The organism is Streptomyces sp. NPDC005281, from assembly GCF_040607495.1.
In the GTDB taxonomy this organism is placed as follows: domain Bacteria; phylum Actinomycetota; class Actinomycetes; order Streptomycetales; family Streptomycetaceae; genus Streptomyces.
The window spans coordinates 54316-71890 of sequence record NZ_JBEXGX010000039.1 but is presented as its reverse complement, the minus strand read 5'-3'; the positions used below and the strand labels follow the sequence as shown (position 1 = coordinate 71890).

The 17575-nt window shown below is 68.4% G+C and carries 18 protein-coding genes and 5 pseudogenes; 11 read left to right on the top strand and 12 right to left on the bottom strand.

Features of this window, described 5'->3' with window-relative positions; genetic code table 11:
• From ABZV42_RS36480 to ABZV42_RS36470, 3 genes and pseudogenes are all read left to right on the top strand, one after another.
• On the top strand, positions 1 to 400 hold a 400-nt coding region (locus ABZV42_RS36480), incomplete at its 5' end, for an AfsA-related hotdog domain-containing protein (RefSeq protein ID WP_356055779.1).
• A gap of 329 nt (positions 401 to 729) precedes the next feature.
• Entirely contained in the window at positions 730 to 1182 is a 453-nt protein-coding gene (locus tag ABZV42_RS36475; protein WP_356055789.1) for a hypothetical protein, read from the top strand.
• A gap of 2 nt (positions 1183 to 1184) precedes the next feature.
• Positions 1185 to 2077, top strand: a pseudogene (locus tag ABZV42_RS36470) (IS256 family transposase); the annotation flags it as partial.
• Here the strand turns inward: ABZV42_RS36470 and ABZV42_RS36465 are convergent.
• The 3 genes and pseudogenes from ABZV42_RS36465 to ABZV42_RS36455 all read right to left on the bottom strand — a co-directional run.
• A pseudogene (locus ABZV42_RS36465) lies at positions 2013 to 2279 on the bottom strand (hypothetical protein); the annotation flags it as partial. The pseudogenes ABZV42_RS36470 and ABZV42_RS36465 overlap by 65 nt on opposite strands.
• A 122-nt stretch (positions 2280 to 2401) precedes the next feature.
• On the bottom strand, positions 2402 to 3088 hold the full coding sequence (locus ABZV42_RS36460) for an SDR family oxidoreductase (protein ID WP_356055777.1): 687 nt from the start codon (positions 3086 to 3088) through the stop codon (positions 2402 to 2404).
• Positions 3085 to 3729 (bottom strand): hemerythrin domain-containing protein, encoded by a 645-nt coding sequence (locus ABZV42_RS36455; protein ID WP_356055776.1) that lies wholly within the window; start codon positions 3727 to 3729, stop codon positions 3085 to 3087. The genes ABZV42_RS36460 and ABZV42_RS36455 overlap by 4 nt, the downstream gene beginning before the upstream one ends.
• Positions 3730 to 3838: 109 nt before the next feature.
• On the opposite strand from ABZV42_RS36455, the gene ABZV42_RS36450 reads away from it, so the two are divergent.
• Positions 3839 to 4450, top strand: a complete 612-nt coding sequence (locus ABZV42_RS36450; protein ID WP_356055773.1) for a TetR family transcriptional regulator — start codon at positions 3839 to 3841, stop codon at positions 4448 to 4450.
• A 92-nt stretch (positions 4451 to 4542) separates the two neighbouring features.
• On the opposite strand, the pseudogene ABZV42_RS36445 reads toward ABZV42_RS36450, so the two are convergent.
• The 6 genes and pseudogenes from ABZV42_RS36445 to ABZV42_RS36420 form a co-directional block, all read right to left on the bottom strand.
• Positions 4543 to 4764 (bottom strand): annotated as a pseudogene (locus ABZV42_RS36445) (IS5/IS1182 family transposase); the annotation flags it as partial.
• A 168-nt stretch (positions 4765 to 4932) separates the two neighbouring features.
• Positions 4933 to 6348, bottom strand: coding sequence for an extracellular solute-binding protein (locus tag ABZV42_RS36440; RefSeq protein ID WP_356055771.1), 1416 nt, complete (start codon positions 6346 to 6348; stop codon positions 4933 to 4935).
• Entirely contained in the window at positions 6348 to 9071 is a 2724-nt protein-coding gene (locus ABZV42_RS36435) for a vWA domain-containing protein (RefSeq protein WP_356055769.1), read from the bottom strand. The genes ABZV42_RS36440 and ABZV42_RS36435 overlap by 1 nt, the downstream gene beginning before the upstream one ends.
• Positions 9072 to 9102: 31 nt before the next feature.
• A complete protein-coding gene (locus tag ABZV42_RS36430; protein ID WP_356055767.1) occupies positions 9103 to 9480 on the bottom strand; it encodes a hypothetical protein in 378 nt (125 codons plus the stop codon).
• A 145-nt stretch (positions 9481 to 9625) separates the two neighbouring features.
• Positions 9626 to 10834, bottom strand: coding sequence for an NAD(P)/FAD-dependent oxidoreductase (locus ABZV42_RS36425; protein WP_356055765.1), 1209 nt, complete (start codon positions 10832 to 10834; stop codon positions 9626 to 9628).
• Positions 10831 to 11292 carry a hypothetical protein gene (locus ABZV42_RS36420; protein ID WP_356055763.1) on the bottom strand — a complete coding sequence of 154 codons (462 nt, stop codon included), beginning with the start codon at positions 11290 to 11292 and terminating at the stop codon, positions 10831 to 10833. Before ABZV42_RS36420 ends, ABZV42_RS36425 begins: the two co-directional genes overlap by 4 nt.
• 100 nt (positions 11293 to 11392) lie before the next feature.
• Here ABZV42_RS36420 and ABZV42_RS36415 point away from each other — a divergent pair, with 100 nt between their 5' ends.
• Entirely contained in the window at positions 11393 to 12007 is a 615-nt protein-coding gene (locus ABZV42_RS36415) for a PadR family transcriptional regulator (protein WP_356055760.1), read from the top strand.
• 179 nt (positions 12008 to 12186) lie between these two features.
• On the opposite strand, the gene ABZV42_RS36410 is transcribed toward ABZV42_RS36415, so the two are convergent.
• The 3 genes and pseudogenes from ABZV42_RS36410 to ABZV42_RS36400 all read right to left on the bottom strand — a co-directional run bounded on the left by ABZV42_RS36410 (position 12187) and on the right by ABZV42_RS36400 (position 13784).
• Positions 12187 to 13056, bottom strand: a complete 870-nt coding sequence (locus ABZV42_RS36410; RefSeq protein WP_355988667.1) for a PhzF family phenazine biosynthesis isomerase — start codon at positions 13054 to 13056, stop codon at positions 12187 to 12189.
• Between the two features lie 385 nt (positions 13057 to 13441).
• Positions 13442 to 13525: pseudogene (locus ABZV42_RS36405) on the bottom strand (DUF1330 domain-containing protein); the annotation flags it as partial.
• 115 nt (positions 13526 to 13640) lie between these two features.
• Positions 13641 to 13784, bottom strand: coding sequence for a hypothetical protein (locus tag ABZV42_RS36400; protein WP_356055758.1), 144 nt, complete (start codon positions 13782 to 13784; stop codon positions 13641 to 13643).
• A gap of 592 nt (positions 13785 to 14376) precedes the next feature.
• Between ABZV42_RS36400 and ABZV42_RS36395 the strand changes: the two genes are divergently transcribed.
• From ABZV42_RS36395 to ABZV42_RS36370, 6 genes and pseudogenes are all read left to right on the top strand, one after another.
• The gene (locus tag ABZV42_RS36395) at positions 14377 to 14622 is read left to right on the top strand and encodes an acyltransferase family protein (RefSeq protein ID WP_355988664.1); all 246 of its coding nucleotides are present in this window, start codon (positions 14377 to 14379) and stop codon (positions 14620 to 14622) included.
• Between the two features lie 58 nt (positions 14623 to 14680).
• Positions 14681 to 15052, top strand: a pseudogene (locus tag ABZV42_RS36390) (IS5/IS1182 family transposase); the annotation flags it as partial.
• Positions 15053 to 15245: 193 nt separating this feature from the next.
• Complete coding sequence (locus ABZV42_RS36385) at positions 15246 to 16061, top strand: SAM-dependent methyltransferase (RefSeq protein WP_356055755.1); 816 nt, start codon at positions 15246 to 15248, stop codon at positions 16059 to 16061.
• Positions 16062 to 16072: 11 nt separating this feature from the next.
• Positions 16073 to 16831, top strand: coding sequence for a DUF402 domain-containing protein (locus ABZV42_RS36380; protein WP_356055787.1), 759 nt, complete (start codon positions 16073 to 16075; stop codon positions 16829 to 16831).
• A gap of 231 nt (positions 16832 to 17062) precedes the next feature.
• Positions 17063 to 17302, top strand: a complete 240-nt coding sequence (locus ABZV42_RS36375; RefSeq protein ID WP_355988660.1) for a phosphopantetheine-binding protein — start codon at positions 17063 to 17065, stop codon at positions 17300 to 17302.
• A 96-nt stretch (positions 17303 to 17398) separates the two neighbouring features.
• Positions 17399 to 17563, top strand: a complete 165-nt coding sequence (locus tag ABZV42_RS36370; RefSeq protein ID WP_355988658.1) for a hypothetical protein — start codon at positions 17399 to 17401, stop codon at positions 17561 to 17563.
• Positions 17564 to 17575: the final 12 nt, after the last annotated feature.

Sequence of the window (17575 nt, the reverse complement as noted above, 5' to 3'; positions counted from 1 at the left end):
CCACCCCACCCTCTTCGACCACAGCGGCGACCACATCCCCGGCATGGTCCTCCTCGAAGCCGCCCGCCAAGCCGCCCACGCCACCACCCACACCACCACCACCACCACCACCACCACCACCACCACCAACAGCGACAGCGACAGCGACAGCGACAGCGACAGCGACAGCGACAGCGACAACGGTGCCGACACCAGCGGCAGCAGCGGTGCCGACACCGGCAGCGTCTTCACCCCCACCGGCGCCACCACCACCTTCACCCGCTACGCCGAATTCGACACCCCCTGCCACATCCAAACCACCCACCACACAACCCACAACAACACCACCACCATCGAAATCACCGGAACCCAAAACAACCAACACATCTTCACCACCACCACCACCGGAACCACCACCTAAACCCCACGGACCGCCGCACACGACGACCCCCCACACCAGAGCGAACCCGGCCGACTGCGTAATCACGCAGATCCGGACCGGCCGCGGCCATGCCGGCGACCCTCCTGTGGAGACCGGGCCCGCAAACACGCCCGGCTCACCCCGCACACCGCCTCCAGAGCGAAGGACGCCAAAGACTTCGCCGTCCTGCCACGCCACCGAGTGGAACGAACGCCGAGCGCAGTCACATCTGACCCCGCCGCCTCGCCCGGGCGCTTCCGAGCAGGCCCGAAAGCCTCAAAGCCGAGCAGCGGAACCTCCTGGACCGGCTCACCACAGCCTCCCCGGAGATGTCCCGGCTCACCGACCAAGCCCGCACCCACACCTCGTTCCTGGAGCCCCCGTCGGGCAACGACGCCGCCGTCAGCGGCCAGGCCATCGATGTCCGCGCAGCCGAACCGCCCCACCCGCATACCTTCGCCCGCAGCCTCGAACGACACCACAACCGGGTCGTCGCCACGTGCCGGCCCACCTTCGGCGCCATGCCCCTCTCCGCTGCCCCGCAGACCAACGACGCCCGGATCACCGGAAGCCCGACCTCCTTGACTGCCGGCACACTCATACTGATCCTCGCGCTCCTCACGCCTCGTGCGAGGCGGAACGCGCTCCGGAAGAAGAACCCACGCCCCGTTCGAGAAGGCCCGGTGCTCCAGAACCCTGGCCTGATCGCTACCGGCCCGGCCACGCCGGTCTACGACGCCGCAACACAGCGAACAACTCCACCACCGAATCGCAACGCCTGATCCGGGTCAGCGCGATGGCCAAGCACGTGGACGTCCAGGTCGCCGCGTTCCGCAACCGGCCCTTGGACGCCGGACCGTATGCGTTCGTCTGGGTGGACGCGCTCACGCAGAAGGTTCGCGAGGGCGGCCGGATCATCAACGTCCACGCGCTGATCGCGGTCGGCGTCAACGCGCACGGACACCGCGAGACCCTCGGCATCGACGTCGCCACGGCCGAGGACGCCGCCGGCCGGCTCGCCTTCCTGCGCTCACTGACTGCCCGCGGCCTGTCCGGTGTCCAATTGGTCGTCTCCGACGCCCACACCGGCCCGGTGAACGCGATCGGCGCGGTCCTGCCAGGCGCATTATGGCAGCGATGCCGCACGCTCCCCCACGCCCTGAACGGGCGTTGGGGCACCTCCATGAGCCAGCTCCCCAAGTCCGCCCAGCCATGGGCGGCCACGCCGCTACGGACAACCCGACACCGACACCGTCAAGACCCAACGGCACGCGTTGAACACACCGGAGGCCAAATCCCCCAAAGCCGCAACCCACATAGACACCACCCAGCACGACCTGCTGGCCTTTACCGCCTTCCCGCGTGAGATCCAGGCGGCAGATCTGATCGAACAATCCGCAGGAACGGCTGAACAAGGAGATCCGCCGCCACACCGACGTCGTCGGCATCATCCCCGACCGCACCGCCCTGATCCGGCTCGTCGGCGCCGTCCTGGCCGAACAGAACGACGAATGGACCAAGGCCCGCCGCTACACGGGCCGCGAACTCCTCGCCAGGGCCCGCCTCCACCCGATCGAGTCAAAAACCGAGGAGACCGTCCTGCCCACCGAACTCACCGCACAGCCTCACATACGAGATCACCGAGTGGCCGTCGATACACCACTCCAGCGGACGTGACCATCGTGCGGGGTCTGGTGCCAGCCTTGTGGTGGGTGGGACGGCTGCATGCCTCGCCTGTGGCGAGGACGCGTCCCACGCCATGACGGATAGCCGGATCCCGGTTCTTCGGGCCGAGCAGTCGGCCGGGGCCGGGACGAGAGGGTTTCGGTGCACCGGCCGGCGAGCCGGTCCTCGTGCAGAGGTTTCTGAACCCTCTGCGGGCGACCGCTGCTCCGGGCTGGTTCCCCGCCCGTCGAGGGCGCCGCCCTCCACCGCTGTGGCGGCGGCGCCCCCGGAGGCCCCACCGGCCTCCTGCATGGCGGCGAACCGCAGCGTTACGGGTCAGGTGGCCAGCAGGCCGCCGTCGATGAACAGGTCGTGGGCGTTGACGCCGGTGTTGCGGAGCAGGAAGTCGGTGGCGTCGGCGATCTCGGCCATGGTGACCAGCCGCCCTATGGGTGTCTGGGCCGAGTGCGGCGGGTTGGGAACGTCGCGCCATTTGGGGCTGTCGCCGATCAGGCCCGGATGCAGGGCGTTGACGCGGTGCGGGGCGATCTCGACCGCGAGGGTCTTCGTCAGGCCGGTGATTCCGGCGTTGAAGGTGGTGACGACAGTCGAGCCGGGGTACGGGCGTTCTTTGGCGAGCCCGCCGAAGAGAACAACGGAGGCGCCTGGGCGAAACCGGTCGCGCAGTACACGGACGGTCTCGGCGTAGCCGACGAGTTTCATGGTCACGGCCGCGATGGCATCAGTGATGTCGAACTGCGCCAGGGTGTTGGCCGCCTGTCCGACCGCGGTGATGACGAGGTTGTCGACGTCGGTCACCTCGGTCAACGAGGCGCTGATCGTTTCGGGTTGGGCGAGGTCAAGAGCCAGCCCTCGGGTGCCGGCACCGATCTGGGCGGCGAGGGTCTCGGCCCGTGCCTTGTCCCTGCCGGTGATGATGACGTCGTCGCCGCGGTCGGCGAAGTGCTGGGCGATCACGCGGCCCAGGCCGCCGCTGCCGCCGACGATGAGTGTGCTGGTCATGCGATGACCGTCCTTCCAGGCTCGGTTGACTGAAGGCTGTTAAGGGTGGCTCGGGCCTGCTCGCGCATGGCGGGGACGAACTGAAGAGCCTCGTGCGGCAGGTTCGCCGTGATCAGCACGAGTTCGGCGGGGGTGCCCACCTGCTCGAAGAAGCCGAGGTTGAGGTGGGCGCCCACGGGTGGGGCCGAGGCGATCACCTCGCGGGAGAACTCGGTCCAGGCCTCGTCGGACATGTGCGCCGCCAGCGCCGGAAACAGGACCGGCTCCTCATGGTCGAGATGCTTGTGCACCAGGTCGCGCACGCCCGTTGCCGCCGTGACCAAGCCTGCCCGGTCCTCGCCATCCTGCACGGGAACGGCGGCAAGCGTGCCCAGTGCCCCCTCCAGCGCCTCGTGTTCCGCGCCGAGTGCGATCAGCCCGACGCCGGCCGCGGAATCCGCCGCGATCAACCGTGGCCAGAGCACGTCGTCTTCGCTCTCGTGGTGGTGCCGCAGCGCCGCCACCAGGAAGTCCCGAAGCTCCGCCAGTGCGGCCGACGGGGCGGTGTCGCGCTGCGCGCCGTCGACCAGCAAAGACGTCGCTGCCCGGTGCATCTTGTGCAGCAGCCGGGTCTCGGCGATCGCCGCGGGCTCCGGATTCATGCTCACAACAGACTCCATCCGCTCGTAATATCCACTTGGATATTAAGCGTACAGGAGCCCGCCGAGGCTTCGACGGCGAGCAGTACAGTGATCACGTGAAGGAGACGCCATGAACGATCAGGAGCCGCCCGGGGAGACAGTGCGCAAGCACCGGCGGGACCCGGAGGGACACCGAGCGGCAATTCTGGAGGCGGCTCGCCAGGCCTTTGCGGAGCGCGGCTACGCCCGCGCCACCGTCCGTGACATCGCACGCCGGGCCGGTGTCACCCACGGCCTGATTACGCGTCAGTTCTCCTCCAAGGAGCAGCTCTTCCTCGCAGCGGTACCGGGCAACCGCGACCTGGAACAGGTAGCCGCCGGGGATCCGGCGACGCTGCCCGAACGGATCGCCCGCGGCTTCGTACAGCGGATGGAGACCGACGCCGTCAACGACCCGCTCGTCGCCCTCCTGCGCAGTGCCGCGTCCGACGAGCAGGCTGCCACTCACCTGCTGGCCGCGATGCAGGAGCGCAGCACCGCCGTCTACCGGTCCGTGCTCTCGCCCGATGGATCAGCAGCGCCCGGCGACGACTTGGACACCCGCGTCGCGCTCCTGGGGTCACAGCTGATCGGGGTGACCTTCAGCAGGTACATCGCGCGAACCGAGCCACTTGCCTCGATGCCGTCCGAGCAGCTCACCGGACACCTCACCCGGATACTGCGGCACATTCTCTTCGACTGACGACCCCGCGCAGGGGACGACGGGAGACGCGCCCGCGCCTCTACGGTCCAATGTGGATGTTCGGCGAGCGCGTCATGGATCTCGGGGACCGTCACGCTGTCGTGGACGGTGGCGACGGTGGTGGCCACTTTCGTGATCAGGTTCGGCGTCTCAGGCTCGCAGGTCTCGCTCAGGTGAACCTTGTATCCGTCCCGCAGAGTGTCCCGTTCGACGCTGCCTCGGGCCTCGGTGTCATAGGGGGTGACCAGACGCAACGCTCCCGGCGGACGGTCTTTTGGGTCCCGCCGCCTCACCTCGCCCTCCACCAGGTGGAACGCGGCCATCCCGATCACCTCGGCTGCTGCTGGGCTGGAACCGACTGCCAGCGCTTCCCGGTACGCACGTTGGCGGACCTGGTCATCGAGGTGGCCGGCAAGTCGTTTCAGACCGTCGCGGATAGCCGTCTCGCGGGTGGTGAGCCTGAGGCTGACATCGCCGAGGACTCAGCCGTCCGGCAGGACACGCCGCAGTGACTCGTCCAGATCCTTCGCCAGTTCGCTGTCGCTCGGTGGGTCGTCGGTGAAGAGCTTGCCGAGCTCGGTGGTGAAGGTCTGGGTGAACGCGCCGTAGAGCGGGGTGCGCGGGCGCGATACGGCCTCGGTGAGCGCCGGGAGAAGGATGTCGCGGGCGTACCGAGGCCGTCCGTGGTCGTCGCGGGGCATCAGGTCGGTGCTCTCGCCCGATGACAAGGGGGATGCGGTGGCGCTCGCGGCTGCGTTGAGCTTCTCGGACCGGCAGGTGACGGCATTGTTCTGGTAGGCGGACTTCCGTGTGGCGGCGAACCCCGCGTCGAGCAGACAGCGTTCGCTCTCCGCGCCGGTCAGGAACCCGATCAAGTCACGTGCCCCGGCCATCTGTCCTGACGACCGGGTGAGCGCGAGGTTCTGCCCGCCGAGCACCGCCTTCCCGGGCAGCGGCGCCACGCCCACCTGCGTGCTGCGCAGGGACTGGTGCAGCGTGCGGTAGGCGTACGGCCAGTGACGCAGGAACGCCGTCCGGCCGTCCGCGAAGTCGGTGAGCGACTCGTCCTCGTCGGAGCGGAGAGCGTCCTTGAGGAGGTACGGGCCCTGGGTACGGTTGCGCAGTTCCGCGAGGCCGTTCTCCAGATCCTGCACCGAGGCGGTGTAGCGGCCGTGGCCGTCGGTGAGGGTGACGGCGTCCTGGGCGGACGCGAACGCTTCCACACCGTTGACCGTGCGGCCCTCGTAGGCGCCGAATTGCGCGGTCCAGCCCTTCTCGAAGCCCTTCGGCCTGTCCTTGCCCCTCTCCTCGTCGAGAGTGTCGATCAGCTCTTTCAGCTTCGCCCAGTCCAGGCCTTTGCTCAGATCGGTGTTCTGGACGCCCGCCCTCTTCAGGTAGTCGCTGCGGTAGTAGAGCAGCCCGACATCGCTGTTGAACGGCACCGCGTAGACTTTTCCGTTCCACCGGGCGGTACCGGCCACGGACGGGATGACGTCCGGGCCCACCATGCCCTCGGGCAGCGGGAGGATCAGCCCCGCGTCGGCGAACTCCGGCACCCATGTGACGTCGAGGTTGATCACGTCGTACTGCGCGCTGTCGGACTGGAGCGCCCCGAGGAGCTGGCTGCGCTGTTGGTCCGCCGAGCCCGGGAGCTCCACCAGACGGGCGTGGCGGCCCGTGTGCAGCCGGTCCTGCCGGGCGTTCCACGTGTCGATGAGCTGCTGGCGGATGCCGCCCTTGCCCGTGACGTCCCGCCCGCTGGCTACGACGATGTCCCCGGAGCTGTCAGGAACGGCCGTGGTGGCGGACCGTGCGGGGGCGCTGTCGCCGGTGCAGGCGGTGCAGGCCATGAGTAGCGCGGCCAGCACCCACCGCAGGGCCGGTGTCCGCGATTCCATCACTCGTCCCCCGTTCCGGTGCGGGCCACCTCGTCGCGCAGGCCCGCGACGAGGTCGCCCTTGGTGTCCAGGCAGCGGCCGCCGCTCGCTTCGGAGATGCGCGCGTCCGGCTTGCCCTGGTCGCAACCGCCGCTGTCGAGGGCTGCCATGACCACAGGAATCCCCTTTTCCTCCATCGCGTCGAGGAGAGCGTCCAGTCTTCGGCCGGTGAGGTGATTGTTGTCCTCGTCGTCGGTGATGTACAGGATCAGTTGGGGGTGCTCGTCGTCCTTGCCCCGCCCGGCCATGAACTCCAGGGCCGCCCTCAGCGCGGCGTCCGGATCGGACTCGGCGTCACGGACCGCCGTTCTGTGGTCGATCGTCTTCTCGGCGTCCGCCCGTCGGTGGCGGGCGAAGGGCAGCACCACGTCCGACGGTCGGCCGCCGCGTGCGGCCACGGACCAGACGCCGTACTCGTCCCGGTCGCCGAGGCCCGCGAGCGACTGTTTGAGGATGCCGGGGGCGCCGCCCGGCCCCTCCCAGAGGCCACCCATCGAACCGGAGCTGTCGAGCAGGAACAGCACCTGGCCCGGGCCGTTGGCGTTCCGGTAGCGCCGCAGAGCTGTGGCCATCGCGACGGCGTCGGCGGGGGCGGGCAGCCGTGCGGGGTGGGCGAGAGTACCGGCGTCCGTGCCGGGCGCGGTGAGAAAGTCGTGAGCGCCCGAGATGCTGCGGAAGCCGTCTTCACCGAAGACGTCCAGGCCGCCGGCGGGCTTCTGGGCCGTGCCGCCGCCGTGAGTGAGCCAGGCCCGGAAGCGCCCGACGGCCTCGTCGCGAGCCGACCTGTCGCGGTCGGCGTCCTGCCAGCGCACGCGGACGAAGGTGGGATCCAGGGCAGGCACGTCCGTGGGGTACTCGGCCATCCGCCGGCTGCGCGTCGTCCGGTCGCAGTCGACACCGCTGACCATCAAGAACTCCGGGACGAGTGCGGCGGTTCGATCGTCGGTCCTGCTGTCGTCCGGCAGCGTGCACAGCAGATCGGAGCCCGTGAGCGAGGGCGGTCCCGACTGCGCCACGCTCGCTTCGCCTTCACTCACCCCGGCCGCGCCGGTGCCGTACAGGCCCATTGTCGCCAGCAGCGCGGAATCCGTGTACTCGGGGTCCGTGCGCCGCACGTCGGCGTCCTTCTGCCGTCGGGTGAGGTGCTCCCTGAGTGTGGTGAGCGGATTGTCCGTCCGGTCCCCCACCGAGACCTCGGCGATGCTCTGCGGCACGGACAGCACCATCGGTGAGTAGGCGAACGGGCCGCCAGGTTCCAGCGTCAGATACTTCCGAGGCGGCTCCACCGGCTGTGCCCTGGCTACGCTCGCGGATGATGCCGGAATCCAGATGTCCGGCTGCGGGCCGATGTCGCGTTGGGGGTCGAGGTCGTCGCTGACAGGGCGCTGCCAAGGGTCGGACTGGTCGTGGAAGCCCGCCGCGACGTCTGCCGAGCCCGCGCTGTACACCGTGATTCCGCTGCGCCGGCAGCCACCGGGTGTCATGTTCGCCGTGGATGTCAGATAGGCGTCCGCGGCCTTGCGGACGGTGGATCCGATGTCCGGATCGGTGAGCAGTCGCAGTTCGAGGGGCGGGCCGCAGGACGACTGGCCGGGGCCAACACCGGCCAAAGCCAGGTAACTGCCGATGCCCGCGGCCGTGAGGACGGCCGCGGCGACCGCCGCGCGGCGGGGCCTGCGTCGCAGCCACAGCAGCACCCGGCCCGCGGCCGTCGGCACGGCCAGGGTCCAGGAGCGAAGCCAGGTGAACAGGTAGTGCCACCACAGCAGTCCAACGGTGCCTCGGGTTGCCTCCACCGGCTGCCCCGGCTGCCCCGGCTGCGGCGAACCGGATCGCCGTTCCCGCTCACCGCCGGACCCAGCGGCCCTCTCGGCTGTCCTTTTCGAGGCCTTCCGCGTCGGTGTCACGGAGGGCGGCTGAGTCTCCGGGACCGTTGCCGGGGGTGTGGTCAGTGTCTGGCTGGAGGGGCTGGGGAGGAGGAAGTCCGTGTCGCCCCAACGCTGCGGCTCCCACGGCTCGTTGCGCAGGGTCCGGTGATGGGTGCACATGTGCGCTGAGAGCGCCTGCGAGAGATCCTGGAACGACAGGCGGGTGTCCCGGCCGTCGATACCCTCGTCGAGCAGTCGCGCAAGCCGCGCAGTAAACGGGGTGGGCGTCGTGTCGTCCCCCGCGTCGATCCGATTGTTGGCCTGCACGCTCATCAGCACGGAGAAGCGACGCCGGTCGGCGACCGCCTCGCACACCTGGGCGGCGTTGCCCGCATTGCAGCAATCGAGGACGACGACCACGTGCCGGGCCCGGGTCGTGGCGAGCACCGTCAGCACGCTGGAAAAGGGGTCGGCGCCCGGGAACACGGCTCGGCTGCCCGGCACGACGCGCGCGTTGCGCATCTGCAGCCAGAGTTCGTCGCCCGCGCTGGGCACGGCTCCGTGACCCGCGAAGTAGAAGAGGAGCAGTCCCTCGGCCTCGTCGGCGGCGGCGCGCAGCGATTCACTGAACGCGTCCAGGTACGGCGACCCGGAGACGGCGATCTCTCCCTTGCGGAACACGCCGCTGTGCAGCAACGCCTCTTCCAGAACAGGGAGGTTGTGTGCCACGGCGGCGAGGTCGCCGGGGACGCCGTGCGGATCGTTCGGCCGCGTGAAGTCGTACGCGGACACGCCGATCAGTAGTGCCCGGTTCACCCCTCCACGCGGGTCGAAGCGGAGCACCGGTCTACCTCTCGTCGAGGTTCACCGGGTCGACGTCGTAATCGGGCGGATCGCCACTCTCCACGGAACGGCGGTTCTCGTACCAGGCTTTGACGCCTCTTCCCACCTGCCTCAGCACCGTGTCGAACACAGTCTGCGCGGCTGCCCCGGAGAGCAGCATGAGGATCTCGAAGCCGGCGCCCATGGGCGTGCCGTGGTCGTCCGTCCCCTGCTCATCGGTCCCGGCGCTCTCCTGGATCCGCAGATCACCGTTTCTGATCAGGTCCTCCAGCGGCTTCTCCCGCTCCAGCCACTTCTTCAGAGCGCCGATGTCGCTCTGATGCGCGGTCCCGTCAAGCCGGACCCGGATCGCACGGGTGGCCACATCCTCCCCCTCAGTCATAACTCATCATCATGGCATGGCTGTTGGCGCCGGGGGAGGGTGCTGCGCTCGGCGGGCTTCACCGATGTGCACTGCGCAGGGGCCGATGCGTGGGGTGCCTGTGCACCAGCCCGTTCCGGCGTCATGGCCGAGGACGGGCTGGAGTTCACGTGAGCGGGGCTGCCTTCGCGTCCCAGTCGATGTGGTGGTCGAACTGCCAGGCCGTCTTCTCCGGCTTGATCAGCTTCATTGCCGCCGGCATCACGAGGTCGCGCAGTACGCGGCCGACCGGGCCCGCGGACTTGTTGCTGTTCGTGCGGGCGCCGAGCTTGATGATGCGTTCGACGCGAGGGCGGCGCAGTTGTTCGTACGCCGCGAAAGCCTGGTTGTAAGGCAGGTCCCTGAGGCAGCGCGCCAGTTCGACGGCGCTTTCGACGGCGATGGAGGCACCCTGCCCGGAGCTGGACGAGGCGGCATGGGCGGCGTCGCCGATCAGGGTCGTGCGGCCGCGGGTCCAGGTCGCGACTCTCGGCATGTTCTCCATCGGGCCGGTGATGAGGAGCTGGCCGACGTCGGTACGGCTGATCATCTCGAGGGCCGGGGTGCGGTCGTCGGCGAAGGCGGTCAGCAGGATGCGCATCCACTCCTTCGCGCCGATCGCCTGGGCCTCGGCGACTGTCATCGGGACGCGATGGGGCAGGTTCGCGAACCACACCGCCGAGGAGTCGTCGAAGACCTGGTAGCCGAAGAACGCGCGCTTGCCGAAGCACATGTACATGATGCCGTCGGTGGAGGGCATCTCTGACTGGTGCATCCGCGCTCCGAAGCAGACCAGGCCGGCGTAGTTCGGCTCTGGTGCAGCCGGGTCGATCAGGGAGCGGACCGTGGAGCGGATGCCGTCGGCGCCGATGAGGACATCGGCGCTCGCCTGCGTACCGTCCGCGAAGTGCGCGGTGACGCCGGAGGCGGTGTCCGTCGTGCCGGTCAGCCGCTTGCCGTGATGGATGGGGACGGAGCGGCGCTCCGCCTCGTCGTAGATCGCCCGGTAGAGGTCGGCGCGCCAGACGAACTGCTGGGACGGGAGGCGGGAGGGCGGGGCGAACTGGGCGAGGTGCTTACCCGTCCAGCTCCGAAGCCCCATGGCGGTGACCGGTGTGCCGATGGCGCGGACGATCTCGCCCGCGCCGATCGCGTCGAGGGCGTTCTGACCGTTCGGGGCGATGGTCATGCCGCCTCCGGCCCCATCTGCCGTGGAGTCGTACGCCTCGTGGACGGTGGCCTCGATACCTGCCTGGCGAAGGGCCATCGCGGCGACCGGGCCCGCGATACCGCCGCCGATGACGAGCGCGGTGCGGACTTTGCCGATGCGGGTCATGACTGGTGCCCCCTCGCGGGGTCGTCGATCGTCGGTACGCCGCCGCTCTTGTACGCGCTGCGCACATCCTGGACGTACGCACGGGAGAACATCGCGGACAGGATCGCGATGCCACCGCGCTGAATGCGGATCTCGCTGTTCGTCGCAGAGCCGGACAGACGGACGCGGCGGCCGGCCGCCGCGTCGCGGGTGGATGCGGACCGGGAGTCCTTGATCTTGCCGCGGGCGGTCCACCTCAGGTTCCAGTGGTCGATGGCGGTGCCGTCGTCGACGAGCAGCTTGACCATGGCCCGGTCCATGTCGAGGTGGATCTCGATGTCGTCAGGCAGGTCGGGGGAACGGAGGTCGAGGACGGCGGCGCCGTTGCGGGCCTTGATCTCGAAGTGGCCGGCCTCGGTCCAGTTGCCGAGGTGCTTGACGAGGTCGTGGTCGGAGTGGATGCGCTCGGTGAGGGACATCTCGGTGGTTCCTTTCGGGGCGGTGTCGCGTTGACGATTCGATAGTCGCACCGAGACTAGTCTCTCGTCAACTAGTTGTTCTGGGGCTAAAATCGAGTCCATGACCCCATCCGCTCCCCGCAGCTCCCCCCTCGCCCTGACCGTCCTGGCCCTGCTGCACTACAAACCGCTGCACCCGTACGGCATCCAGCGGCTGGTCAAGGACTGGGGCAAGGAGCAGGTCGTCAACGTCAGGCAGCGCGCGAGCCTCTACCGCACGATCGAGCGGCTCAATGGCGAGGGGCTGATCGCGGTCCGCGAGACGGGGCGCGATCAGCAGTACCCCGAGCGGACCGTGTACGAAGTCACCGACGCGGGGCGTGAGACCGCCCGCGCCTGGCTGGAGGAGATGCTCGCCGAACCCAAGCAGGAGTTCCCGGAGTTCCCGGCCGCCCTGTCGAACCTGCTGCTGCTCACTTCGCAGGACATGGGGGACGTACTTGAGCAGCGGGTCGGCGCCCTCGCAAAGAAGCTCGACGGACTGGAATCGGCCCTGGCCGCAGAGGCGGATCAGGGGCTGCCGCGCATCACCCGCCTGGAGACCGAGTACCTGCGGGCCGTGACGGCCGCGGAGCTGGAGTGGGTGCGCACAGTGGTCGAAGACCTGCGAGCCGGCAGGCTCTCGTGGTCGAAGGAGCAGCTGGACGCCCTCGCGGCGGGGCCGGTACAGGAGTGAGCCCGCCCCCGACGCGCCCAGGGACCGCATGAAGCGTTGCGTTCTCGCGGGGGCAACCCCAGCCGTTCATCCCGCTTGACGGCACCTGTGAGACCCGCAGAACGTACAGAGCGGCCGCGAAGGGATGCGCGCCCCGGCCCCATGCGCGGATCGCAGAAGAGAACGGTCCAGTCGTCGCCTCAGTGTCCGTCGCGGACCACCGCCAACCCGCCGACCCGGGTCGTGATGCCCGCCGGCCCGCGTCGGGCCGAAGCGAGCACGCTGGCCGGTCGACCGAGGGTGTCACCCTGCTCCACCTCGATCGCGACCGTCTGCGCCCCTGTCGTGTCGAGCAGGTGGGCGGCCAGGCAGCCGGTGCTGTTGGCGTTGGCGACGTCCTCGTCGACACCGATCGCCGGCGCGAACATCCGCGCCGCACCCGGTCGGTCGCCCACCGGCGGTACGTACACGAAACAGCCGAGGAGCCCGTACCGCCGGCACGCCGCCGTCAGCCTGCCGAGGTGTGGGCGGACTCGGAGCAGCACCGACCGGTCGTGGACCGGTACCAGCATGCGTGGTGCGCCGGGCGCGGCGATCCGTGGCGCGTCGGTCGGATGCGGACCGTCCGCGGTGAGCCCGAGCGCGGCGACGATCGCGGCGCGCTCGTCCGGTGCCGGGTGACGCAGCGCGACGAGGCCTTGGTCGAACCACACCTCGATGCCTGCGGGGCGGCGGATCGCGGCGGTGTCGAACGTGCGCCCGCCGGTGTGTTGGCGGTCGTTCAGCTCGCCCCGCGCGGTGCGGGTCAAGCGGACGGCCTGCGCGGCAACGGTGCCGTGGCCGCAGCCGGACAGTTCGGCGGTGGCGGTGAAGAACCGGACCGGCCAGCCACCGTCCGGCGTCCGCCCCGGGCCGAGGAACGCCGCGTGCGAGGTGCCGGCCGCAGCAGCGACCGCCCGCCGGTCCGCGTCCGTCGCCGCAGGGTCGTCGTCGGTGACGGCCGTGGGGCTACCGCCCCGGCCGTCGCGCCGCACGCACGCATCAACCACCGTGACATCCGGCCAGGACATCGGCCCCCCCTTTGACGCTAAACGAACCGGCAACCGCGAACGGCGTCCGCCGATAGCCGGGCCTGGCCGCAACGGCCGACCGAACGCGTCCCGGAGCGTACCGGCCTGCCTCAGCCGGTGCCGTCCTGCACCGGACAGTGGATGGTGACCGCACCGCCGGTGCGTAGCCCATCGATGATCCCCAACATCGGCACCGTCGGTGTTGGACAACGACGCCCGCCAGGCCCGACCGACCGCGCCTTCACTACTTGCCTCACTTGCCTTGACTTCATCCAAGCCGCTGCACTGCGCGAACACTTCACGACCCAAGACAACGGCGAGAGTCGTCGTTCTGCACCGTGTGCGTATCAGGTGACGGATGCTCAGCGATGGCTGAGCCCGTCGGTCAGTCGATGCCTTCGATGATGCGGAAGTCGCGCTCGACGCCGTCGGCGAGGACCACCAGCGCCTTCTGGTAGGCCTCGCTCTGCGGTGGCCTGAGAACCGGACACTCCGCATGCAATCGCTCCGGTGTCACCACCGACGCCGTGGTGGTCGACACCGAGATGACCGAACCGGCCCACCAGGCGGCCACGGGAAGGGAGTTACTGCCGGCCGTGCATGTCGTGGATGCCGACTGCACCACCGCCGCCCGGTTCGTGGCTGTAGCCGAACAGGGCATGGAACTGCTGGGACCGGCTCCGCAGTACAGCAGTCGCCAGCCCAGGCAGGACCAGGGCTCCTCCCATGCCGACTTCCGTCTCGACTCGGCGACCGAAAGCGCCGTCTGCCCAGCAGGGCACCGCAGTTTCGAGTGCCGGCAGCAGAAGCACCACCGCAACGGCGCCCCGGTGTTCAAGATGTTCTTCCCTGCCGAGCACTGCCGCCCCTGCCCCCAAGCAGACGCAGTACACCAAGCCCCCCTCCGGGCGCCCGGGTTGGGGCCTGAACTTCCTGCCCTGCGACCGCCACGAAGCCGTCCGCCGGGCGTCAGGGATTGGTCGCAGCGTACGAGGTATCGGGCGGCGAGCTGCTCGCGGAGGATTGTCCTGCGGTTGGCGGACACAGGCCCGCTATCCGGGTGAGATGAGGATCATGTCGGCTTGCCTGTTGAACTGCCCGGCCCGGCGCTGCGTAACAGTCACTATGGGCGGCACCGTGCCACTCGGCGTCCTGCCGGGGAAACGGGTCGGCGGGCATGCGTCCGTCGTGGGTTGCATCGTGCAGTGACCGCCGAGGCGTCGACGGCGGCCGGGATACACGGTGCTCAGAGAAAGGGTTGAACGATTTCCGTTGATTCGAGCCGTCCGGACAGCAGTGCTCTTGACTTAAGCCGCTCCGGTGAGACAGGAGGAAAGGGGAAGTGGCCCACACGTCCGTCGGCAAGTACTGAGCCTGGACGGCCTTCGCGGCTTGGCGGCTTTGTATGTGGTTCTGTTCCACTGCTGGCTGAACACCTTCCCCGGTTATCCCGACAGTTCGGCGCCTGCATGGCTGGGCATGCTGATGGTCGGACGTCTCGCCGTCGTCTTCTTTCTGGTGCTGTCCGGCTTCTCCCTGGCGATCGCCCCGGCACGTCACGGTTGACAGTCGGACGGAGTTCCCCGGATTCTGCGGCGACGCGCCCGGCACATCCTGCCTCCACACCACCGCCGGGCGAACTCTTCTGGACCAGACCACCGCCAGCCATCCCGGCCTGCGCAAAGTCTAGGTCGACGGCAGCTACCGCAAACACTTCTTCGAGTATGCCGCCGCCCTCGGCATCGACCCCGAATTCCTCCAACGCGCCCCCGGCACCCGCGGATTCACCCCAGCCCCGAAACGCTGGGCAGTCGAGCGGACCTACGGCCGGCTCATACTCCATCGCCGCCTGGCCCGTGACTGCGAAACCCACCCGCACCGCTCCGAAGCCATGATCCACCTCGCCATGACCGACCTCATGACCCGCCGCCTCACCGGCGAGAACACCATCTCTTGGCACGACCCGACACCAGCTCGTCAAAGCCGCATCCAGTGATGAAGCAACAGGATGAAACGACCTCCGAGCCCCAGCTAAGGGGAGCGACATGACCACGCCGTTCTTCGAAGCCCGGGCAGGCCTTCGACTCACGACACGCTTGAACTCCCTTGGCCAACAGGAGAGTTGATGTGGGAAGCTTCATTCTGCCAGTGGCCGACGAGTGAGCCGCAGGCCTTGAGAGGAGAGTCACGTGCCGCAGCATGGCACCCAAGCCAACGAAATCGACACCAGCAGACCACACCCGGCACGCATATACGACTACCTGCTGGGCGGCAAGGACAATTACCTGGTGGACCAAGAAGCAGGAGACGCTCTCATTGCTGCAGCTCCTGAAGTGCGGCCTAGCGTGCGGGCCAACCGGGATTTCTTGCACCGTGCTGTCCGGTACGTGGTGGGCAGTGGAGTGCATCAGATCCTCGACATAGGCACGGGGCTTCCCACATCGCCGAACGTGCACGAGATAGCCGATCAGGTGTCCTCCGGCAGCCGGGTGGCTTACGTCGACAATGATCCGATCGTCAAAGTACACGCGGATGCACTCCTCGGCCATTCTGGGCAAACAGAAGTGGTGTTGGCCGACCTGCGGAAACCCCGCTCGATACTCGACCACCCCGGGGTCCGCGCAGTCATTGACTTTGAGCAGCCGGTGGCCCTGCTGCTCGTAGCGGTTCTCCACTTCATAACGGATGAAGAGGCACCTCGCGGTATCCTCGCTGAACTGCATGACGCATTGCCTGCCGGCAGCTTTCTCGTGCTCTCCCACGCAACCGATGACTTTGCCGAACGCAGCGAAGCGCAGGCCGTATACAACAACGCAAGCGCGACCATGAACCTGCGCTCACGCAGCAACATCGAGGAGTTCTTCGCTGGATTCGAGCTCGTTGAGCCAGGCTTGGTTCAGGTTCCTCTTTGGCGTCCTGAAGGACAGCCCCACCAAACCAGTGATATCGGCTTCTACGGAGGCGTCGCCCGCAAGGCCCCTGTTCCAGGTTCTTCCGATTGGTGATCACCGATGCGATGTGGAACCGGATGGAGCCGCCCCTCGGCGAACCGGTCCACGAACCTTGCCGGGTCGACCGACCGCTCGAAGTGAACGCTACTGCTCGCGGCAGACGACCGCAGGGCCACCACCGCTGCGGTGATTGTCCGGCACGAAATCCTGGACGACCGGGAATGGATTCGCCATCCGGTGCGGGTGGCCGCCGACGACGGGCACACGCCGGCCGTGTATCCGGACAAGAACACGCCGCTCACGTTCGGGACCCACGAGTTCCGCTGGGGCCCACACCCTGGGGCGCGTTCGAGCAGGTCTGGCAGTCCGGCGGCGTGCTGGCCACAGCGGCCCGGGAGGGCCACTCGGTGCGGGCGCGCTGGGAGGGCTCCCGATTCCAGGGCTGGTACGTCAACTTCCAGGAGCCGATGCGCCGCCCATTGGACGGGTTCGACACCCTGGACCAGGAATTGGACCTGTGGATCCCCGGCGACGGTTCGCCGTACCGATGGAAGGGCGTCGACGAATTCGAGGAGCGGTGCGCTCCGGCGGCCTCACCACGCACGAGGAGGTGTCTGTACGAGCGGCGGCCGCCGAGGTCGTCCCCCTCGCGGAGCGAGGAGCGGGCTGGTGGGAGGTGTCGCGCGACTGGCGGACGCCGGCCTTCTGGGAGGTCCCGGCGCGCCGAGGAAGGGCGCCCTGATGGGCCGTCGGTTTGCCATTCCATGGCCCGGGTCAGATTGCTTCGGAGACCGTCATGTGATTGGATCATGGCAGTCGTATAACCTCGCGGTAACTTTGGTTGAACATGACCGGTCAACCACGCGAGTTGAGATTAGTGAACGGCTGGCCGCAGCGGCCCGCGGGGGATGTCTAGGGGAAGTCGAATAAGGCTTTGTGCGGCACTTTGTGCTGCCCACGTGTTCAAATCCCGCCGGCAGTCCAAGCCGAAAGCGCGTATACCATCGACCTGGGCACACTCTTGCCCCGGCGGGGGATTCGAGAGGATCGACTTGTTGAACGAGAGTATTGTCCGAACGCTTTCACACCTCTGGGAAGAAGCTCTCGGCGAGCCTGTCACCGATATTGACGCCGATTTCTTCGATCTCGGTGGTGATTCGCTCATGGCGTTGACGATCGCGACCCGCGCGATCGATGCGGGCCTTCCCATGCCGCGTTCCGGAGTTCTTCGTCGGAGCACCATCAGGCAGCTCGCGGAAGCGGTGGAAAAGCCGGAGCTCTTCGAAAACGTCTGAACACAGAGGTTGCCGCGCAGGGGTGGACTCGCACCGTTGCGGGACTGTGTGTCGGCGGAGAGCACCGTCTGCCGCGGCAGGGTGTCCCACTGTGCCGTGACCGGCACGTTCCCGCGCATCATCGGGGTCAACGGTCGGCTGGGCGGCCACCAGGCCGAACTCGCCCACCGGGCGGCCGGCTTGGACCTCATCACGCCGGCGGATGAGATCGCGCTGGAGCGGAATGCCCGGCCGGAGCGGATACGTCCGGGGCGGATCTGATTCCAGCTCAGC

Bases quoted from the DNA above. Each gene is read 5' to 3' on its own strand.
- ABZV42_RS36475 (WP_356055789.1), top strand. From the start codon at position 730: ATGTCCCGGCTCACCGACCAAGCCCGCACCCACACCTCGTTCCTGGAG.
- ABZV42_RS36460 (WP_356055777.1), bottom strand. From the start codon at position 3,088: ATGACCAGCACACTCATCGTCGGCGGCAGCGGCGGCCTGGGCCGCGTG.
- ABZV42_RS36455 (WP_356055776.1), bottom strand. From the start codon at position 3,729: ATGAATCCGGAGCCCGCGGCGATCGCCGAGACCCGGCTGCTGCACAAG.
- ABZV42_RS36450 (WP_356055773.1), top strand. From the start codon at position 3,839: ATGAACGATCAGGAGCCGCCCGGGGAGACAGTGCGCAAGCACCGGCGG.
- ABZV42_RS36440 (WP_356055771.1), bottom strand. From the start codon at position 6,348: ATGGAATCGCGGACACCGGCCCTGCGGTGGGTGCTGGCCGCGCTACTC.
- ABZV42_RS36430 (WP_356055767.1), bottom strand. From the start codon at position 9,480: ATGACTGAGGGGGAGGATGTGGCCACCCGTGCGATCCGGGTCCGGCTT.
- ABZV42_RS36425 (WP_356055765.1), bottom strand. From the start codon at position 10,834: ATGACCCGCATCGGCAAAGTCCGCACCGCGCTCGTCATCGGCGGCGGT.
- ABZV42_RS36420 (WP_356055763.1), bottom strand. From the start codon at position 11,292: ATGTCCCTCACCGAGCGCATCCACTCCGACCACGACCTCGTCAAGCAC.
- ABZV42_RS36415 (WP_356055760.1), top strand. From the start codon at position 11,393: ATGACCCCATCCGCTCCCCGCAGCTCCCCCCTCGCCCTGACCGTCCTG.
- ABZV42_RS36410 (WP_355988667.1), bottom strand. From the start codon at position 13,056: ATGTCCTGGCCGGATGTCACGGTGGTTGATGCGTGCGTGCGGCGCGAC.
- ABZV42_RS36400 (WP_356055758.1), bottom strand. From the start codon at position 13,784: ATGGGAGGAGCCCTGGTCCTGCCTGGGCTGGCGACTGCTGTACTGCGG.
- ABZV42_RS36380 (WP_356055787.1), top strand. From the start codon at position 16,073: ATGTGGAACCGGATGGAGCCGCCCCTCGGCGAACCGGTCCACGAACCT.